We start from the raw sequence: 14,477 nt of genomic DNA, 5'->3' as shown, positions 1-14,477 counted from the left end.
GACTCCGCGGAGCCCCGGGCTTCGGTGGGGCCCCGGGCTTCGGTGGGGCCGGGGGAGCTACGCCGCAGGCGGCCCGCATACCCTCCCCGGGAGGATCCCGGCCCAGCACGGATACCCGCACACCCCTCCGGAGGAGACATGGTCCAACCCGTTCACACCGCAACCGCGGCCGGAGTCACCACCCTCACCCTCGACTCCCCGGCCAACCGCAACGCCCTCTCCGCAGAGCTCGTCGCCGCGACCCGCGCCGCCCTCGCCGAGGCCGGGGCGGACCCGGGCGTGCGGGCCCTCGTCCTCACCCACACCGGCAACACCTTCTGCTCCGGGGCCGACCTCAAGTCCCCCAGCGCCCCCGCCGACTTCCTGGCCCTGCTCCACGAGATCGCCGGGCTGCCCAAGCCCGTGCTCGCCCGTGTCACCGGCCACGTCCGGGCCGGCGGCCTCGGGCTGCTCGGTGTCTGCGACATCGCCGCCGCCGGGCCGAAGTCCACGTACGCCTTCACCGAGACCCATCTCGGCCTCGCCCCCGCGGTGATCTCCATGCCGCTGCTCCCGCGCCTGGACCCGCGCGCCGCCGCCCGCTACTTCCTCACCGCCGAGGCCTTCGACGCCGCCGAGGCCGCCCGGATCGGGCTGCTCACCCTGCACGCCGAGGACGTGGACGAGGCCCTGGAGCCCGTACTCGCCGGCCTGCGCAAGGCCTCCCCGCAGGGCCTGGCCGCGACCAAGGCGCTGACCGCCGCCGCCGTGCGCGAGGCACTGCAGCGCGACGGCGCCCGTCTGACGGAGCTGTCGGGGGAGCTGTTCGCGTCCGCCGAGGCCCGTGAGGGCATCACTGCCCGCTTCGAGCGCCGGGAACCGTCATGGGCACTGTGACCGGCGCGGCCGGCGCTGTCGGCCCCAAGCAGGCGCGCAGCCGCGTCACCCGCCGCCACCTCCTGGAGGCGGCCGTGTCCTGTCTGGCGGAGCACGGCTGGGCCGGTTCCACCGTCGCCGTCGTCGCCGAACGGGCCGGTGTCTCGCGCGGCGCCGCCCAGCACCACTTCCCGACCCGCGAGGACCTGTTCACCGCGGCCGTCGAGTACGTCGCCGAGGAGCGGTCCACGGCCCTGCGCGACCTGTTCCACGCCGGCCCGGCCGCCCGCCCCGTCGTGGTGGAGGCGCTCGTGGACCTCTACACCGGCACCCTGTTCCGGGCCGCGCTCCAGCTGTGGGTCGCCGCCTCGAACGAGGAGCAGCTGCGCCCCCGGGTCACCGAACTGGAGGCCCGGGTCGGCCGCGAGACCCACCGCATCGCCGTGGAGCTGCTCGGCGCCGACGAGTCCGCGCCGGGCGTACGGGAGACCGTGCAGGGGCTCCTCGACATGGCCCGCGGCCTGGGCCTGGCCAACGTCCTCACCGACGACACGGCCCGCCGGGCCCGCGTGGTGGCCCAGTGGGCCCGCATCCTCGACGCCGCCCTGGGATGAGGCGGAGCCCCGCCGGTCAGCCGAAGGCGGACACCAGCGCCACCGCGAGCGACACCCCCATCAGCCCGAACAGGTCGTAGTGGCGCCAGGGGGCTGTCCGGGCCGCCACCGCGGTTTCGGCCCGGGACGGGTCCGGGACGTGGCAGGGGCGCCGCGCCCGGAGGAGTCCGGGTCGCGGCGCCCCGCGGTGGAAGGGGACGGAGGCCGTCACGCAGTCGCGGCGATGTCCTCGTAGCCCTCGATCTCCTGCGGGTTGCGCCGGCCCGGCCCCGTGTACCGGGCCGACGGCCGCACCAGGCGGCCCGTGCGCTTCTGCTCCAGGATGTGCGCCGACCAGCCGGCGGTGCGGGCGCAGCTGAACATGGAGGTGAACATGTGCGCCGGGACCTCCGCGAAGTCCAGCATGATCGCGGCCCAGAACTCCACGTTGGTGGCCAGCACCCGGTCGGGGCGGCGCGCGTGCAGTTCCTCCAGCGCGGCCTTCTCCAGCGCGGCGGCCACCTCGTAGCGCGGCGCGTCGAGCTCCTTGGCGGTGCGGCGCAGGACGCGGGCGCGCGGGTCCTCGGCACGGTAGACGCGGTGTCCGAAGCCCATCAGGCGCTCGCCCTTGTCCAGGGCCTTCTTCACGTACGCCACGGCGTCGCCGGTGCGCTCGATCTCCTCGATCATGCCGAGCACGCGGGACGGCGCACCGCCGTGCAGCGGCCCGGACATGGCGCCCACGGCGCCGGAGAGCGCGGCGGCGACGTCCGCGCCGGTCGACGCGATCACGCGTGCGGTGAAGGTGGAGGCGTTCATGCCGTGCTCGGCGGCCGAGGTCCAGTACGCGTCGACGGCCTTGACGTGCCGCGGGTCCGGCTCGCCCCGCCAGCGGATCATGAACCGCTCGACCACGGACTCGGCCTTGTCGATCTCCCGCTGCGGCACCATCGGCAGGCCCTGCCCGCGGGCGGACTGGGCGACGTACGACAGCGCCATCACGGCCGCGCGCGCCAGGTCGTCGCGGGCGGTCTGCTCGTCGATGTCCAGCAGCGGCTTCAGGCCCCACACGGGGGCGAGCATCGCGAGCGCGGACTGCACGTCGACGCGGATGTCACCGGAGTGGACCGGGATGGGGAAGGGCTCGGCGGCGGGCAGGCCGGGGTTGAAGGCGCCGTCGACCAGGAGGCCCCAGACGTTCCCGAAGGAGACGTGCCCGACGAGATCCTCGATGTCGACCCCGCGGTAGCGGAGGGAACCGCCCTCCTTATCCGGTTCGGCGATCTCGGTCTCGAACGCGACGACCCCTTCGAGCCCGGGTACGAAGTCGGACATCAGGCGGCTCCTCAGATAGTGCGAACACGCGCGGCTCCCGGCGTGACTCGCGGTCCGGCGCGGTCATCCCCGTTGATGCCCGGCACGGCCGTTGGTCACCCGCGTGGCGACCTTCGGACCGGCCCCAAGATTTTGGCCGCTCCGCCTCGACTGCGGAAGCGTGACATACGGCACACCGTCACCGGCCCGGCTGCGGCAGGATGGCCAGCGTGACCGACCAGGACATTGACCCCGCCACGATGCGCAAGCAGTACCGTTCGGAAATCGTCCTCGAGGAGACCCTCGCCGAGCATCCGATGGACCAGTTCGCCCTGTGGTTCCAGCAGGCCGCGGACTCGCACCTCTTCGAACCGAACGCCATGGTCGTCTCGACGGCCACCCCCGACGGCCGGCCCAGCTCGCGCACGGTGCTGATGAAGCAGTTCGACGGGCGCGGCTTCGTCTTCTTCACCAACTACGCCTCCCGCAAGGGCCGCGAGCTCGCCGAGAACCCGTACGCCGCCCTGCTCTTCCCCTGGCACCCCATCTCGCGCCAGGTGATCGTCACCGGCACCGCGTCCCGCATCGGCCGCGACGAGACGGCGGCGTACTTCCGCTCCCGGCCGCACGGCTCCCAACTGGGTGCCTGGGCGAGCGACCAGTCGAGCGTGATCGGCTCCCGCGCGGAACTGGACCGCCGCTACGCCGAGCTCGACGCCCGCTACCCGGAGGACGAGCAGGTCCCGGTCCCGCCGGAATGGGGCGGCCTGCGCGTGGTCCCCGAAGAGGTGGAGTTCTGGCAGGGCCACGAGAACCGCCTGCACGACCGGCTGCGCTACGTCCTGGACGCGGGCAAGTGGCGCGTCGAGCGGCTCTGCCCGTAGCCGTGCGGCGCCGCGCGGGGCGGCCTGCGGCCGGGGCCGGGCTCCGGCCCCGGAAAAGCAGGCGACCCGCGGGCTCTGGGTCTCTCTCCTGCAGTGAGAGAAGCCGGCCGGACGTACCGGCGAGCCCGCGGGTCGGGTGACTGCTGTGGATTGGCGCCTGGCGATCCCGCCGGGCACCGCACTGGGTGCGTGCGACGACGGGCGCTTAGCCCGCAGCCACCTCACGCGTCCGGATTCCATACATTTCCGGGATCACCTCCTTTCAGTGTGTGTCCACTCTAGGCAGGCCCGTGCCGTTCGCTCAATCGAATTTCGGCGGCGAATCCGTAGGCGTATCCATCGGCTCTCTGGAGTAGCCGCAAATTCCGGTGGGAGACGTCAAAGCGGCTGGTCAACGTCGTGATGCGATGCTGACCACTGGTCCGGACCGCGATGCGTCCCACCCACCTGCCGATCCACTTCCCTCGGGGGACGACGGCCGCTACCAGGTCCCCCGTCGCGTACCCGTGGTGGATCTTCCCGCGCGGCCGTTGCAAGCGGGGGAACCCGTAGCGGTCCGGGGTGGTCCTGGCGTACGAACCACGCCCGGTCGATGCCACCACCAGGATCTGCGCAGGTGCCCGGACGAGTGCGTCCCCTCGCTCGTGGTCGATGATCCCGGTGACCAGGGCATCGAGCGTGTGGCTCTTCGGCAACCCCATCGCGAATCGGTTCCAGCGTGTACGCCCGCCCGACCACGTACGCACCGGCACGCCCTGGGCTGCGAGCTCCTTCACGAGCTGGAGCCTGGTGGCGTTCATGACGGCCACGTCCTGTAGCGATCTCCTCAGCTGGGTGATCACGAGCTCCAGACGGGCCGGCCTACCGGAGAGGAACTCTTCGACGGGCGCCGTCCCCTTCGCCTGATTGCAGGGAACACAAGCGAGGACGAGGTTCGATACCCGGTCCGATCCACCGCGGCTGCGTGGGCGGACGTGTTCGATGTCGAGAGGCACCCCTGTGGCATCGCAGTAAGCGCAAGATCCCTTCCATTTGGCCAGGAGAAACTGACGGATCTCGGATCCACTGTGCGTCGGCTCGTCGCTTTCCCGTGCACCGGATGGCATGACTCCGGCGAATGCGGTCGTGTCGAACGCGACCTGCTCTACGTGGATCTCGCGCACCGGTGCGTAGCGGCACAGTCGCATGACAACGGACATGGTCGAGTCGATGCGATGGCGCAAGGAAGGAGGAAGCCAGCCGTCCGGCCGCGGGCGGTTGTCGTGCCGGGGTGCCCGGTACCGGAGATTCGCCGAGCGCCTCCGGCGGCGATAGGCGGCGCGTCGCATCATGCCGCCGTGGATTTGTTGTCCCCGGTGCCGGAGCTCGATCGTTATCAGCCCCCGGAGGGCGACCGCGGGTTGCCCGTTCCGGCCGACCCGGTGGCGTTCATCCGTGATGGCGATGCCCGTCGCCTTGGAGCCGGGATCAAGGCGCAGCTGCACGCCCTCAACGGCCGAGCCCGCACGGGTCCGGTGTTTGAGCCGGATGGTGAATGGAGCCCGCCGCGCCACGACGGCACGCCCGCTGTCGAGCAGTTCGCGCGCACGGGCCGGATGGCAGGGCATGAGCGGTTCGCCCCCCTTCGCCAGTACGAACACCCGACTTGCTGCCAGGTGGGGAGCGTCACCGCTCCCGGTCTCTGCCGTCTCCGCTGCCGAAGCGGCGGATCGAGCGTGTCGCCGACGTGTCCCGGTGCGGACTGCGCCGGTCTCCCCTCGCCCATGTTCCACACCGGTGCCCGGCGTTGTGGCCGGGAGTCCGTGAGCCGTTTCGTCCCTGCTCCCAGGGGTGTCTGCGCTCGCGGATTCCAGAGCAGGCTGCTGAGGAAGCACAGCCTGGTGGGTCTGCTCGCCTGCAAGGAACGTAGTCATCGAAGCACCTCGACTGATCCGGGGATCGTGATGACTGGGGCTGGTCACTCGGTGTGAGGGAGCGAGTGACCTCCCTTCTCGTGGTTTTCACGACGCTACGCACTGTGGATCGGGAGGGCCGGACCGATCGGGAAGGGTCACTCGAACGTGTGATCGCCCCGGTCGCGCCTTCCCGGGCGTGCAGGCGGCGTACCGATTTCCCCGAATGCAGTGTGGGCTGCGTCACGTTCCAGTTGAATGATCCGACGTGCCGCACACGCGAACACCTGCTGGGGGTGCCAGGTGACTGCTTCCGGACGTAACGAGACCGCAGACGATCTGCTCGCAGCGCTGCTGGACGGGATGGACGCCGCCTTGTGCGCGTTCGACGCCGACGGCGTGATCACCCACTGGAACCGCGAGGCCGAGCGGATCCTCGGCTGGTCCGCCGGCGAGGCCGTGGGGCGCAAGGGGTTCGAGGGGTGGGCGGTGCGGGCCGCCGACGCGCACGACGTGCAGGACAGACTCATGGCCGCCCAGCACGTGCCCGGCCGGCAGGTGCACGAGTTCGCGCTGCTCACCAAGGACGGCGGGCGCGTCCTCGTACGGACCCAGTCCGCCGGGGTGCCGGGCGCGGACGGAAAGCCCGCCGGGGTGTACTGCGCCTTCAGCGAGGTGCACGCGCAGATCGACCTGGAGCGGTCCATCGCGCTGAGCGAGGCCCTGATGGAGGACGCCTCGTGGGGCGTCGTCCTCGTCGACGTCGACCTGCGGCCCGCCGTGGTCAACGCGCACGCCGCACGCGCCTTCGGGACCGGCCGCACCGCCATGCTCGGGCGCCCGCTCGGGGAGCTGCTCACCCAGGGCGTGGAGGAGCTCGAGGGCGCGCTCCAGCACGTGCTCGCCGAGGGGGCGCCGCCCGCGCCGGTGGAGATGTGGGTGTCGGTGCGCACCGCCGAGGGGGTGCGGCGCAGGTGCTGGCGGTGCGGGTTCCTGCGGCTGGCCTCGCCGCTCGCGGAGGAGCCGGTGCCGCTGGGCGTCGGCTGGCTGTTCCAGGACGTCACCCAGGCCCGGCAGGAGCAGCTGGACACCGCGCAGCTGCGGTTCCGGTCCCACCAGATCCACCGTGCGGGGCGGGCCGCCGCCGAGTGCGAGGACCCGGCCGAGGCGGCCGCCGTGCGCCTGGACTTCGCCCTGGCCGGTTTCGCCGAGCACGCCCTGCTGGACGTACTGGAGCCCGCGGCCGACCCCGAGCGGCGAAGGCTCGTACGGTCCGCCGCGTCCCCGCCGGTGCTGCCGGGGCCCGGGTCGATCCCGGTCCGGTACGCGGCCGGGCATCCGGCGCTCCAGGCCCTGGACCGGATCGGCTCGGTGCGCACCAGCGCCCCGCGCGGCGAGGCGGACGCGGAGTGGGCGCGGGCCCGCCAGTGGCCCGAGGGCGCGGCGCACGTGCTGTGCACGGTGCTGCGCAGCCGGGGGCGGACCCTGGGGGCGCTGACGTTCGTGCGCGGGCCCACGCGGGCGGCCTTCGAGCGCGCGGACGCGGAGTACGCGGAGGAGGTCGCGGCCCGGGTGGCCGCCGATCTGGACCTGGCGGCGGGAGGACACCTGCCGGGCTAGCGCGAGCCGCTGCGGTCGACGTCGTCGCCGTCGGAGGGGACAGGGGACCAGGACGGCCGGCGCGGCCCTCTGCTGCGGCAGTTGGGCCGCGATGGTCCCGTGCCGGGCGGCTCGCCGTGGCGCCCGGGCCGGCCGTTGACGTCGGCGGTGCCGGGGCCGTACGGGATCCCCGGCACGCCAACCGGCCGCCCCGTCAGTGGCGGAAGAAGATCCGGTCGCCGTACTCCTGCATCACGCGGCCGTTCCACTCGTGGCCGCCGTCGACGTTGCCCGAGCGCAGCAGCGGCGGCTCCACCCCGCGGTCGGCGAGCTCGCCGGCCGCGGCCGCCATGACCGCCTGCATGATCGCGCTGGTCACGACGGTGGAGGCGGGGGCGAAGGGCGCGTCGATGCCGTCGATGCTGAGCTCGGCGTCCCCGACCGCGATCTTGCTGTCGAGGACGACGTCGCAGTGGTCCTTGAGGAAGCTGCCGGAGACGTGCCGCGATTTGGTCTCGGTCGCGTACGCCACCGAGGTCACGCCGATGACCTTGAGACCGATGGCGCGGGCGTTCATGGCCATCTCGACGGGCAGGGCGTTGCGCCCGGAGAGGGAGATGATCACGAGGACGTCGCCGTCGGAGGCGGGGCTGCTGTCCAGGACGGCGCCGGCGAGGCCGTCGACCCGTTCCAGTGCGCTGCCCAGGGTCGCCGGCATGACGTCGATGCCGACGGTGCCGGGGACGGCGAGGAAGTTCATCAGGGCCATGCCGCCGGCCCGGTAGACCACGTCCTGGGCGGGCAGCGAGGAGTGCCCGGCGCCGAAGGCGAAGAGGCGGTTGCCGGAGGCGACGGCGTCGGCGATGAGGGAGCCGGCCTCCGCGATGTGCGGGGCCTCCTCGTCCCGCACCCGCTCCAGCAGACCGATGGCGGCGTCGAAGAACTGACCGGCCAGCTTGCTCTCGCTCATACGACGATGGCCCTTCCGGAGGTGGGGGTGCGTCCGTGTCCGCCGCTCACCGTGCGGTCTGGACCAAGGGCGTGTCAATACGAACGCCACGAGATGTCCGGGACCGGTCTTGACCCTCGGCACGGGACGGTTGTCGGCCCGATGCGTCAGAATTGGGGGCAGGGCCAGCGCACGCAATCCGAGGGGCACGAATGTCCGGACTGATCGATACCACGGAGATGTATCTCCGCACCATCCTCGAGCTGGAAGAGGAAGGCGTGGTCCCCATGCGCGCCCGCATCGCCGAGCGGCTCGACCAGAGCGGCCCGACGGTGAGCCAGACGGTGGCGCGCATGGAGCGGGACGGCCTGGTGGCCGTCGCCAGCGACCGGCACCTCGAGTTGACCGAGGAGGGGCGGCGGCTGGCGACGCGCGTGATGCGCAAGCACCGGCTCGCGGAGTGCCTGCTCGTCGACGTCATCGGCCTGGAGTGGGAGCAGGTGCACGCCGAGGCCTGCCGCTGGGAGCACGTGATGAGCGAGGCGGTGGAGCGGCGGGTGCTGGAGCTGCTGCGCCACCCGACCGAATCGCCGTACGGGAACCCGATCCCGGGGCTGGAGGAGCTGGGCGAGAAGGCCGAGGCGGACCCGTTCCTGGAGGACGGCATGGTCAGCCTGTCCGAGCTCGACCCGGGCGCGGAGGGCAAGACCGTGGTCGTACGCAGGATCGGCGAGCCGATCCAGACGGACGCCCAGCTGATGTACACGCTCCGGCGGGCGGGCGTACAGCCCGGCTCGGTGGTGAGCGTGACGGAGTCCCCGGGGGGTGTGCTGGTCGGCAGTGGCGGCGAGGCCGCCGAGCTGGATGCGGAGGTCGCTTCGCACGTCTTCGTGGCGAAGCGCTGACCTCGGCGCTGATCTCGGAGACCGACGACCTCCACGACCTCTACGACCTCGACGCGGGCGATCGCGAGCGCCGGCGTCGATTCGTTGCCGGAGCGGACTCGTTTCGTTGGACTGGTGGGAAGTGGGCGGTCCCGGCGCCTTGCGGCGCCGGGACCGGTCCTCCCCTTGTGACCCGGAGCCCCGAGCTCTCAAGGTCTCCCCTTCGGACCGTCTTCCCCGAGCGGCCCGCCTCCCTGTTGAAAGGATCTCCATCGGCAGCGGCGGCCAATCCTTGAGCAAGGTCACTCGAAAGAGCGGTGTTGTAGGCGAGAACCCGGTTTTCGAATACAGGTTCGATAGTCTGGTGGGGAGCGAAGGGGGTGCATCTGCGGTGGTACAGCGCGTCGATGTGACAGGGGCCGGAGGTGTCCGCCTGGCCGCCTGGGAATTCCGCGAAACGGCCGCCGAGGCCGACCCCCGCCCCGGGGTGCTGTTACTGCACGGGCTGATGGGCCGGGCCTTCCACTGGTCCGGCACCGCCCGCTGGCTCCGCGAGAACCGCCGCGTCGTGGCCCTGGACCAGCGCGGGCACGGACAGAGCGACCGCCCGCCCGGCGGCCCCGACGTCCACACCTCCTTCGGGCGCGAGGCGTTCGTGGCCGACGCCGAGGCCGCCGTCGAGCAGCTCGGCCTCGCCCCCGTGACCCTGATCGGCCACTCCATGGGCGCCCTCACCGCCTGGCAGCTCGCAGCCCGCCGCCCGGACCTGGTCGAAGCCCTCGTCATCTGCGACATGCGTGCCTCGGCCCTCGGCGCGGCCTCCCAGCAGGAGTGGGAGGACTGGTTCCACCGCTGGCCCCTCCCCTTCCCCACCCAGGACGCGGCCCGCCGCTGGTTCGGCGAGGACGACCCCCGCGTGGAGCGCCCCGACCCCGGCCGCGGTGCCTTCTTCGCCGAGGTCATGCACGAGGCCCCGGACGGCTGGCGCCCCCTCTTCTCCCGCCGCCAGATGCTGACGGCCCGCGAGACCTGGGTCCACGACGCCCACTGGGAGGAGCTGGCCCAGGTCCGCTGCCCGACCCTCGTGGTCCGCGGCCTGGACGGCGAGCTGGGCCGGGCCGAGGCCCAGGAGATGGTCCGCGTCCTCCCGGCCGGCCAGTACGCGGAGATCCCCGACGCCGGCCACTACCTCCACTACGACCACCCGACGGCCTGGCGCGCGGCCCTGGAGCCCTTCCTGGACGGCATCAAGGCCGAGGCGCCCTAGCGGGCCCGCGGGAAGGCGCATCACATGCCCGCCGCTCGGTGAGGCTTCGGCGGCGAGGGGCGTCCCGCGGGGTATGCCGGCGGGGTGCCCCGCAGCGGGGTGCCCGGCAGGCGTGTCAGCGGGGCGTGTCAGCGGTCTGTCAGCGGGGTGTCCGGGGGCTGTCAGGGGGCGACGCGATGGTTGCGGAGTCACCAGGCAGCCCCCCCGGAAACGAGGAACCCCGATGAACGCCGTCGCCGCCCTGCAGATCCTGATCGCCCTCGCCTTCCTGAGCATCCCGCTCGTCCGCAGCCGCTACGGGGCCCGCGCCCAGGCCGCCGTCGAGGCCGAGCTGGGCCGCCAGGGAGTGCGCACCACGGTCATGGCCGAGAACGGCATGCGCGTCGACGCCGGCGGTCACGAGACCTGGGCCCCCGTGGGGATCGCCCTGGCCCTTTCCGTCCCGGCCGTGCTCTCCCTCGCCGGGAACTCCTGGGGCGAGACGCTCTCCTGGGTCGTCCAGCCGCTGGTCCTCCTGGTGAACTGCGTGATCCTCTACTCGAACCTGACCGCCGTGCCGTCTGTCACCGCCGCCTTCGCGAAGAGCGGTGACGCCGAACTGCAGCGCATAGACGTCAGGTCCATGCTCGCCGCCGCCGAAAAGGGCTTCCCCCGCTGGGTGATGCCGTACCTGCAGAACCTCCGCCACGCCGTCGTGTTCGCCGGTTCCCTCGCCGCGCTCGTGCTGCTCGCCGCCCGGTGATCCCCGCCGCACCGCGCCCGGCCCCCGGGCGCGGAAAAGGGCCGGCCTCCCCTCCCTCTCGGGAACGGAGGCCGGCCCTTTCGCCGTTCTCAGCCCTTGCTGACCGCCCACAGGATCTCCGGCAGCTTCCGCGCCACCGTCGGGGCCGCCAGCCGCAGGCCCGCCCAGGTGGCCAGCGCACCCCAGGCCACGCCTACGGGGAGCACGATCCACGAAACGTCGTGGTGGTCGGCCACGTTGAGCCAGACCGTCAGGACGATCACCGGGGCGCAGACCACCGCCGAGGCCAGCATCCCGCCGAAGATGCCCGACCAGGCGAGTCCGGCCTGGCCCGGGACGACGTTCTTGAAGGCGCCGTCCGACGGGATGGAGTACGCGAAGCGGGCCGAGGCCAGCGCCCCCGTGCAGAGCATCGAGCCCAGCAGGGCCAGGGCCAGGCCCGTGGCGGCCGGGAAGCCGCGCCAGTTGCCGACCAGCGCGGCCGTGACCACGGTGACGAGGACGGTGTACGGGACGGTGACGAGGGCCAGCGCGGCGGCGCGGGCGCGCAGTTCCACGTACGCGTCGCGCGTGCTGGAGATGGTCTGCGCGACCATCCAGAACGCCGAGGTGTCCTGCCCGAACTGGTTGTACATCTGGACGCCCAGCATGCCCGCGCCGAAGCAGGCGAGGTAGAGGGATCCGGTGCCCTGGAGGGCGTTGAAGACCGGGACGATCAGGCCGATCGCCAGGGCGGTCACCCAGGAGGCCTTGGTCTTCGGGTCGCGGACGGCGTAGCGCAGGGTGCGCTGCATGGCCGCGCCCGTCCGGCCGGCGGGCAGCAGGGACCAGAAGCCGCCCGTGCGCCGCTCCTTCGCCGGCCGGGCGGCCGCGATGGTCGAGCCGTCCGGCGTGACCATCAGTTTGGTCAGGCTCCGCTCCCAGAACCACAGGAGGCCGGCCAGGGCGGCGAGGGTCAGGGCCAGCTGGGCGGCCGCCTCCCCGTACGCGCCCTCGCTCGCCGAGTCCACCATGCCGACGGCGGTTGCCGGAGGCAGCCACCGCACCACCGCCTCGACGGGCTCCAGCGTCGACAGGCCGCCCGCCTGGAACAGGCGCTGGCTGCCGAAGTTGACCAGCTGCGCGCCCACCGCGATCAGCAGGCCGCTGAGCAGGGCCAGGTCACGCCCCTTGCGGCTGGTCAGCAGTCGCATGTTGGCCGTGGCCACCGCCCGTGCGAGGGCCACGCAGCCGAGCAGCAGGAGCGGCGCGGCCACCACCGCGGCCACCGCCCCGGCGGCGCCGCGCGCGACGGCCACCACCGAGCCGACCGCGAGGCACAGCGTGAACATCGGCCCGATGCCGACCAGGGAGGAGGCGAAGAGGGCCCGTACGAGGGGACGCGGGCGCAGCGGCAGCATGACCAGCCGGCTGGGGTCGAGCGTCTCGTCCCCGTTGGGGAAGAACAGCGGCATGAACGCCCAGGCGAGCGCCAGGAGCGCGGCCAGCAGGACGACGACCGTGCCCGCGTGGGCGTGCCCGTGCAGCAGGGCCAGGCCGAGCGTGAGGAAGAAGCCGACGAGCAGGGCGAAGGCGAGCGTCGAGAAGTAGGCGGCCTTGCGCTTCGAGGAGCCCTTCAGGCCGTTGCGCAGGAGCGACAGCTTGAGGCGGACGAAGATCGGGGTCAGCGGGACCGTCGCGACGGAGGTGACGGAAGCGGCCGGCGAGGCGGCAGTGCCGACACCGGCACCGGCACTGGTGGCACCCGTGGCGGGGGTGGCGGGCGAGCTCATCGTGCGACCGTCCCGGAGCCGCCGCCGAGCCAGTCCAGCGAGTCCCCGGCCGCGTCGCGCCCCTGCGCGCCGACCAGTTCGAGGAAGGCCGCCTGGAGGGAGGGCGCGGAGCCCCGTACGTCGGCCAGCGGGCCCGCGGCGCGGATCCGGCCGGCGGCCATCACGGCCACCCAGTCGCACAGCGACTCGACGAGCTCCATCACGTGGGAGGAGAAGACGACCGTGGCGCCGGAGGCGGTGTAACGTTCCAGCACCCCGCGGATGGTCTGCGCCGAGACCGGGTCGACGCCCTCGAACGGCTCGTCCAGGAACAGCACTTCGGGGTTGTGCAGCAGCGCGGCCGCCAGACCGATCTTCTTCCGCATGCCCGTCGAGTAGTCCACGACCAGCTTGTGCTGCGAACCCGCGAGGTCGAGGACCTCCAGCAGCTGCGTCGCCCGCTTGTCGGTCTCCTCGCCCGGCAGCCCGCGCATGCGGCCCATGTACCCGAGCAGTTCGCGCCCCGACAGCCGCTCGAAGAGCCGCAGTCCCTCGGGAAGTACGCCGATCCGGGCCTTCACCTCGGTCGGGTCCGCCCACACGTCGTGCCCCGCGACGAAGACCCGCCCCATGTCCGGACGCAGCAGGCCGGTCACCATCGACAAGGTGGTCGTCTTGCCGGCGCCGTTCGGGCCCACGAGGCCGATGAACTGGCCCGCGGGCAGCTCCAAGTCGATCCCGGCGACGGCCACCTGCTCGCCGAAGCGCTTCCACAGACCTTCCACCCGCACGGCGGACGGCGCGGTCACCGCGCCACCCGTCCCGTACGTTCCACCCGTCGCATCGCCCTGGTCCGGCATGCGCCTGCCTCTCTTGCGTCCCCGTTGGTCGTTCCTTCCTCACCATAGGAGGAGGGGGAGAGGCCCGAGCAGTTACTTATGTCATGAGTTTCCGGTCACGAACTTCACGTCAGGGCTGGCGCCGCTTGCGGTCCGCCGCCGCCTCGCTCCCGCACGCGTACGCCAGCGCGTCGATCAGCTCCTCCGTGTCCGGCAGCCACCGGTTCGCCGGAGTGGGCCGCTGCGCCCACTGCACCGCGCCCCGGCCGCCGAACCGGGTGGGCGGGGCGGCCACGTACTCGCCCTCGCCGCGCGCGACCAGGTCGATGCCGCTCGGCGACCAGCCCAGCTTCCGTACGAGGTCGGCGACCTTGACGCCGGCGCCCGGCAGGACGAAGAACAGCATCCGGTGGTCGGGCGTGAGGGTGACCGGGCCGAGGGTGCGCTGCATCCGCTCCAGCCGCGCCAGCGCCAGGAATCCGGCCGACTCCGGCACCTCCAGCGCGTCGAACGTCCGGCCCGTCGGCAGCAGGATCGAGGCCCCCGGGTGCTTCGCCCAGACCCGCCGGACCTGGACCGCGCTGCCCGTGGCCTGCGCCGCCCAGTCCTTCACCGCCGGGTGTGCGCCGGGCGCGGGGCAGTCCGCCTCCCCGCAGGAGCACAGCTCCCGGCCGTCGCCGGGCTCCAACCAGGTGCCGGCGAAGACGTCCCAGTGCCGTTCTTCCGCGTACCGCACGGCATGGTCCAGCAGCAGTTCGCCCCGCTGCTTGGGGATGGGTGCGGTCTCCGTGACTCCGATGGTCTCTTCCACGCCCATCACAACTCCCCGGGTCACCCGGGGTTACGGGCGTAAACCAGCGGGTGGACGGAGCATCGATCCTGCACACGGGGCGCACTGATGCACGTGT

General features: G+C 72.6%; 14 protein-coding genes. 7 read left to right on the top strand and 7 right to left on the bottom strand.

All coding sequences use genetic code 11. The annotated features are described in order from the left end of the window. Positions 1-138 precede the first annotated feature (138 nt). Positions 139-876 (top strand): enoyl-CoA hydratase family protein, encoded by a 738-nt coding sequence (locus tag OG472_RS20765; RefSeq protein WP_405941874.1) that lies wholly within the window; start codon positions 139-141, stop codon positions 874-876. After that, positions 864-1,469, top strand: coding sequence for a TetR/AcrR family transcriptional regulator (locus OG472_RS20760; protein ID WP_401608236.1), 606 nt, complete (start codon positions 864-866; stop codon positions 1,467-1,469). Before OG472_RS20765 ends, OG472_RS20760 begins: the two co-directional genes overlap by 13 nt. Before the next feature lie 16 nt (positions 1,470-1,485). On the opposite strand, the gene OG472_RS20755 is transcribed toward OG472_RS20760, so the two are convergent. Both OG472_RS20755 and OG472_RS20750 read right to left on the bottom strand, forming a co-directional pair. Beyond that, entirely contained in the window at positions 1,486-1,680 is a 195-nt protein-coding gene (locus tag OG472_RS20755) for a hypothetical protein (RefSeq protein ID WP_401608237.1), read from the bottom strand. Next, positions 1,677-2,783: a citrate synthase 2 gene (locus OG472_RS20750; protein WP_327414642.1), complete on the bottom strand. Its 1,107-nt coding sequence runs from the start codon at positions 2,781-2,783 to the stop codon at positions 1,677-1,679. The genes OG472_RS20755 and OG472_RS20750 overlap by 4 nt, the downstream gene beginning before the upstream one ends. A gap of 200 nt (positions 2,784-2,983) precedes the next feature. Between OG472_RS20750 and pdxH the strand changes: the two genes are divergently transcribed. Continuing rightward, complete coding sequence (gene pdxH / locus OG472_RS20745; protein WP_401608239.1) at positions 2,984-3,646, top strand: pyridoxamine 5'-phosphate oxidase; 663 nt, start codon at positions 2,984-2,986, stop codon at positions 3,644-3,646. Positions 3,647-3,924: 278 nt separating this feature from the next. Here the strand turns inward: pdxH and iscB are convergent, their stop codons facing one another. Further along, positions 3,925-5,286 carry an RNA-guided endonuclease IscB gene (iscB, locus tag OG472_RS20740; protein ID WP_405941873.1) on the bottom strand — a complete coding sequence of 454 codons (1,362 nt, stop codon included), beginning with the start codon at positions 5,284-5,286 and terminating at the stop codon, positions 3,925-3,927. A gap of 555 nt (positions 5,287-5,841) precedes the next feature. Here iscB and OG472_RS20735 point away from each other — a divergent pair. Further along, positions 5,842-7,158, top strand: a complete 1,317-nt coding sequence (locus tag OG472_RS20735; protein WP_405941872.1) for a PAS domain-containing protein — start codon at positions 5,842-5,844, stop codon at positions 7,156-7,158. A gap of 193 nt (positions 7,159-7,351) precedes the next feature. Here the strand turns inward: OG472_RS20735 and OG472_RS20730 are convergent, their stop codons facing one another. Then, positions 7,352-8,107 (bottom strand): SIS domain-containing protein, encoded by a 756-nt coding sequence (locus tag OG472_RS20730; protein WP_401608244.1) that lies wholly within the window; start codon positions 8,105-8,107, stop codon positions 7,352-7,354. Positions 8,108-8,298: 191 nt separating this feature from the next. Here OG472_RS20730 and OG472_RS20725 point away from each other — a divergent pair, with 191 nt between their 5' ends. From OG472_RS20725 to OG472_RS20715, 3 genes are all read left to right on the top strand, one after another. Next, positions 8,299-8,991, top strand: a complete 693-nt coding sequence (locus OG472_RS20725) for a metal-dependent transcriptional regulator (RefSeq protein WP_319726830.1) — start codon at positions 8,299-8,301, stop codon at positions 8,989-8,991. A gap of 370 nt (positions 8,992-9,361) precedes the next feature. After that, positions 9,362-10,237, top strand: coding sequence for an alpha/beta fold hydrolase (locus OG472_RS20720; protein ID WP_401608245.1), 876 nt, complete (start codon positions 9,362-9,364; stop codon positions 10,235-10,237). Positions 10,238-10,460: 223 nt separating this feature from the next. Then, positions 10,461-10,979, top strand: coding sequence for a hypothetical protein (locus OG472_RS20715; protein ID WP_405941871.1), 519 nt, complete (start codon positions 10,461-10,463; stop codon positions 10,977-10,979). Between the two features lie 89 nt (positions 10,980-11,068). On the opposite strand, the gene OG472_RS20710 is transcribed toward OG472_RS20715, so the two are convergent. The 3 genes from OG472_RS20710 to OG472_RS20700 form a co-directional block, all read right to left on the bottom strand. Next, the gene (locus OG472_RS20710; RefSeq protein WP_405941870.1) at positions 11,069-12,751 is read right to left on the bottom strand and encodes a transporter; all 1,683 of its coding nucleotides are present in this window, start codon (positions 12,749-12,751) and stop codon (positions 11,069-11,071) included. Then, positions 12,748-13,590, bottom strand: coding sequence for an ABC transporter ATP-binding protein (locus OG472_RS20705; RefSeq protein ID WP_401608249.1), 843 nt, complete (start codon positions 13,588-13,590; stop codon positions 12,748-12,750). The genes OG472_RS20710 and OG472_RS20705 overlap by 4 nt, the downstream gene beginning before the upstream one ends. Positions 13,591-13,699: 109 nt before the next feature. After that, the gene (locus OG472_RS20700) at positions 13,700-14,386 is read right to left on the bottom strand and encodes a bifunctional DNA primase/polymerase (protein WP_401608251.1); all 687 of its coding nucleotides are present in this window, start codon (positions 14,384-14,386) and stop codon (positions 13,700-13,702) included. Between the last annotated feature and the right edge of the window lie 91 nt (positions 14,387-14,477).

Source organism: Streptomyces sp. NBC_00207 (assembly GCF_045160965.1).
Lineage (GTDB): Bacteria > Actinomycetota > Actinomycetes > Streptomycetales > Streptomycetaceae > Streptomyces.
This window is presented reverse-complemented; position numbering and strand designations above follow the sequence as displayed.

What these genes read in the sequence shown, in the direction of transcription:
- OG472_RS20765 (WP_405941874.1), top strand. Translation starts at nt 139, where the DNA reads ATGGTCCAACCCGTTCACACCGCAACCGCGGCCGGAGTCACCACCCTC.
- OG472_RS20760 (WP_401608236.1), top strand. Translation starts at nt 864, where the DNA reads ATGGGCACTGTGACCGGCGCGGCCGGCGCTGTCGGCCCCAAGCAGGCG.
- OG472_RS20750 (WP_327414642.1), bottom strand. Translation starts at nt 2,783, where the DNA reads ATGTCCGACTTCGTACCCGGGCTCGAAGGGGTCGTCGCGTTCGAGACC.
- pdxH (WP_401608239.1), top strand. Translation starts at nt 2,984, where the DNA reads ATGGCCAGCGTGACCGACCAGGACATTGACCCCGCCACGATGCGCAAG.
- OG472_RS20730 (WP_401608244.1), bottom strand. Translation starts at nt 8,107, where the DNA reads ATGAGCGAGAGCAAGCTGGCCGGTCAGTTCTTCGACGCCGCCATCGGT.
- OG472_RS20725 (WP_319726830.1), top strand. Translation starts at nt 8,299, where the DNA reads ATGTCCGGACTGATCGATACCACGGAGATGTATCTCCGCACCATCCTC.
- OG472_RS20715 (WP_405941871.1), top strand. Translation starts at nt 10,461, where the DNA reads ATGAACGCCGTCGCCGCCCTGCAGATCCTGATCGCCCTCGCCTTCCTG.
- OG472_RS20710 (WP_405941870.1), bottom strand. Translation starts at nt 12,751, where the DNA reads ATGAGCTCGCCCGCCACCCCCGCCACGGGTGCCACCAGTGCCGGTGCC.
- OG472_RS20705 (WP_401608249.1), bottom strand. Translation starts at nt 13,590, where the DNA reads ATGCCGGACCAGGGCGATGCGACGGGTGGAACGTACGGGACGGGTGGC.
- OG472_RS20700 (WP_401608251.1), bottom strand. Translation starts at nt 14,386, where the DNA reads ATGGGCGTGGAAGAGACCATCGGAGTCACGGAGACCGCACCCATCCCC.